At 69.7% G+C, this 3,222-nt stretch carries 2 protein-coding genes; one reads left to right on the forward strand and one right to left on the reverse strand.

From position 1 onward, the window contains the following. Positions 1–2,234 (forward strand): InlB B-repeat-containing protein (locus GH736_RS25250; RefSeq protein WP_235934516.1); only part of this gene is annotated, 2,234 nt, incomplete at its 5' end. Between the two features lie 120 nt (positions 2,235–2,354). Here the strand turns inward: GH736_RS25250 and GH736_RS19820 are convergent. Next, positions 2,355–3,222, reverse strand: an 868-nt coding sequence (locus GH736_RS19820) for a ketopantoate reductase family protein (protein ID WP_159606391.1), incomplete at its 5' end; no start/stop codon positions are given.

Here is a 3,222-nt window from a genome sequence, read left to right on the forward strand (position 1 = left end):
CCGCGCTGACCGCCGTGGCGCTCGGCGCCGGACTCGCCCTCGTCGGCGTCGCGGCTCCCGCGAGCGCGCACCACAACACGATCACGGGCGTCGCGGCATGCGACGCGGAGTCGAGCACCTTCGACATCACGTGGACGGTCCAGAACTCCGAGGCCAAGGTCGAGAAGGTCCTCACCTCGTCCGACCCCGACGTCGTGCCCGTCGGCACCGAGATCGGCAAGAACAAGTCGGAGAAGTTCGTCGAGTACGGCGTCGAGGCCGGCACGTACGAGCTCACCCTCAAGACCGAGTGGTCGAACGGTACGCAGAACACCGACACCGGCCGACTGACCATCTCCGCGGCGAACTGCGGCGATGGCACCGTGAAGAAGATCACCTTCTGTCACGCCACGGGAAGCGCGTCCAACCCCTATGTCCGCCTCACCACCTCGGTCAGCGCGTTCTTCCACGCGGGTCACATCGACCACCAGGACAAGCGCGACATCTACCCGGCGTTCACCTACGTGAAGCAGGGAAAGACCTACAACGTGGCGGCCCAGGGCGACCAGTCGCTCCTCCAGTACGAGGATTGCGTGAAGCAGCCGACCAAGGTCCAGGTGCCGACGGCGACGTTCTCCGATGCCTGCGGTGCCGACAACTTCGTCCTCACGTATGACCCGGCGCTCGAGGGCGTCACGTGGAACACGGTCATCGCCAGTGGCAAGGTCACGCTGACCGCCACGGTGAAGGCCGGCTACGTGTTCGCCGACGGCAAGACCTCGAAGACCTTCGGTCCCTGGTCCCTGAACCAGACGCCGTGCGTCACCACGATCCCGGTGCCCTCGGCGAGCTTCGCCGACGACTGCGGCGTCGACAACTACGTGCTCACGTACGACGCCGACCTCGAGGGCGTGACGTGGAACAAGGTCGTCGCCGACGGCAAGGTCACCCTGACCGCCACGGCCAAGCCGAACCACGTGTTCGCAGACGGCACGACCTCCAAGACCTTCGGTCCGTGGACCCTGAACCAGACGCCCTGCGTGACCACGATCCCCGTGCCGACCGCGACCTTCGCCGACGAGTGCGGTGCTGACAACTACGCGCTGGCGTACGACCAGACGCTCGTCGGCGTCGTGTGGAACAAGGTCGTCGCCGACGGCAAGCTCACGCTGACCGCGACTCCTGCGTCGGGCTTCGCATTCGAGGGCGGCCTGTCGTCGAAGGTCTTCGGGCCCTGGGAGCTGAACCAGAAGCCGTGCCCCGAGAAGATCGCCGTTCCGACGGCCTCCTTCGTCGACGAGTGCGGTGTCGACAACTACGTGCTCGCGTACGACGAGCAGCTCGTCGGCGTCGTGTGGAGCAAGGTCGTCGAGGGCGGCACGGTCACGCTGACGGCGACCCCCGCTGAGGGCTACGAGTTCGAGCGCGGCGAGGCATCGAAGACGTTCGGTCCGTGGGCGCTGAACCAGGTTCCATGCATCGTGAAGATCGCGGTGCCGACGGCGGCGTTCGAGGACTTCTGCGGCGCGGACAACGAGTCCGTCGCATACGACAAGGCGCTCGTGGGCGTCGTCTGGAGCGAGGTCGTCGCAGGTGGCAAGCTGACGCTGACGGCGACGCCGGCAGACGGCTACGCGTTCCTGACGGGCGAGGCGTCGAAGGTGTTCGGCCCGTGGAGCCTGAACGACGTGCCGTGCGTCGCCCCGACGCTCACCGGCTCCGTCGCCACCGGCGTCTGCGAGGCGGACGTTCCCTGGATCACCTACTCGGTCGCGCTCACGGATCCCGATGAGCAGGCCACGAGCCGCCTCGTCACCCTGGTGCTCAGCGACGGCACGAACAGCGAGCGCCTCGAGCTCGGCGAGCTTCGCGAGGACAACACCCTGACGGGTAAGGTGCTCTGGCCCGGCGCCTCCGTCGCCGAGGACGGCGTCACCCCGACCGGCTGGCCCGGCTGGGAGAAGATCGGCGACGCCTGGGTCGAGACCGACGGCAACTTCGCCTGGACGCGCGGCATCACCACGGCGTCCTTCGAGGTGAACCCGACACTCGCCGTGTCGCTCACCTACCCCGAGGCCACGCCCGACTGCGCGACTGGACCGAAGGCGAACGCGACGACGGCAGCTGCCGGCGGCGGCACGGGCCTCGCGAGCACGGGCTTCGCAGGCACCACCATCGCGATCGTCGCGGGCGTCATCGTCATCGCGGGCATCGCCTTCCTGGTGATCGCCCGGATCCGACGCAAGCGCGCCTGATCCGCTGACACGCACTGAGGGGGCCCGGGAGACCGGGCCCCCTCGGTCGTGCTCGGGCAGGCCCGGCGTCCGGCCCGACGCGCGAGCCGGCGTCACGAGACGTACGAGGTGCCCAGCAGTTCAGACGCGGGTGGCGGCGAGCACGCGGCTCGTCGGCAGGCTGCCGCTCCGCTCGACCTCGTGCACGAGATCGACGAGGGCGCGATTGACCGGTGCATCCGATCCGGCAGCGGATGCCTCGCGCACGACGGCCCCGTTGAGGAAGTCCACCTCGGTGGGCTGCCCCCGGCGCAGGCTCTGCTGCGTCGACCCGAGGTTCGGCACCCGCCCCATGCGGCGGGCCATCAGCCACGGCAGCACCTGGCCGACGGCGAGTGGCACCCGGGCGAAGAGGCGCAGGCGGCGGTCGCCGAGACCCTGCAGCGAACCGAAGCGGATGCCGCGGGCGACGCCGGTGCGGACGCACTCCCGCATGGAGGCGGTGACCACCCGGCGCAGTCGCCGGTCGCCGATGACGTCCTGCACGCTGCGACCCACGATGGCCGGCACCGCGTTGACCATGTTGACGACGAGCTTCGTCCACTGCGCCCCGCGGAAGTTGCCGATCGCGATGACCGGAACCGCCTCGGAGAGCAGGGCGGCGACGCGGATGCACTCATCGTCAGGCGGGCCCTCGCCGCGCCCGAGGTAGCTGGCGGCGGTGGTCGTGACCCGCACCACGCCCGGCTCGGTGTAGTTCGCGGCGATGATCGAGAGGACGCCCATGCACGACGAGCCCGGCAGCAACCGCGACGCCGTGTCGACGCCGTCGAGGCCGTTCTGCACCACGACCACCGGTACGCCGTCGATGAGGGCGGCGTTCGCCGTGATCGCGGCCTCGGCATCCTGCGCCTTCGTGCACACGAGCACGAGCTCGGGGCGCCGCGTCAGCGCCTCACCCGCCTCGACGGTCGCCGCGGCGTCGCCGAAGCCGCCCGTGAGCCGGATG

This window comes from Agromyces humi, from assembly GCF_009720255.1.
Taxonomy (GTDB): Bacteria; Actinomycetota; Actinomycetes; order Actinomycetales; family Microbacteriaceae; genus Agromyces; species Agromyces humi.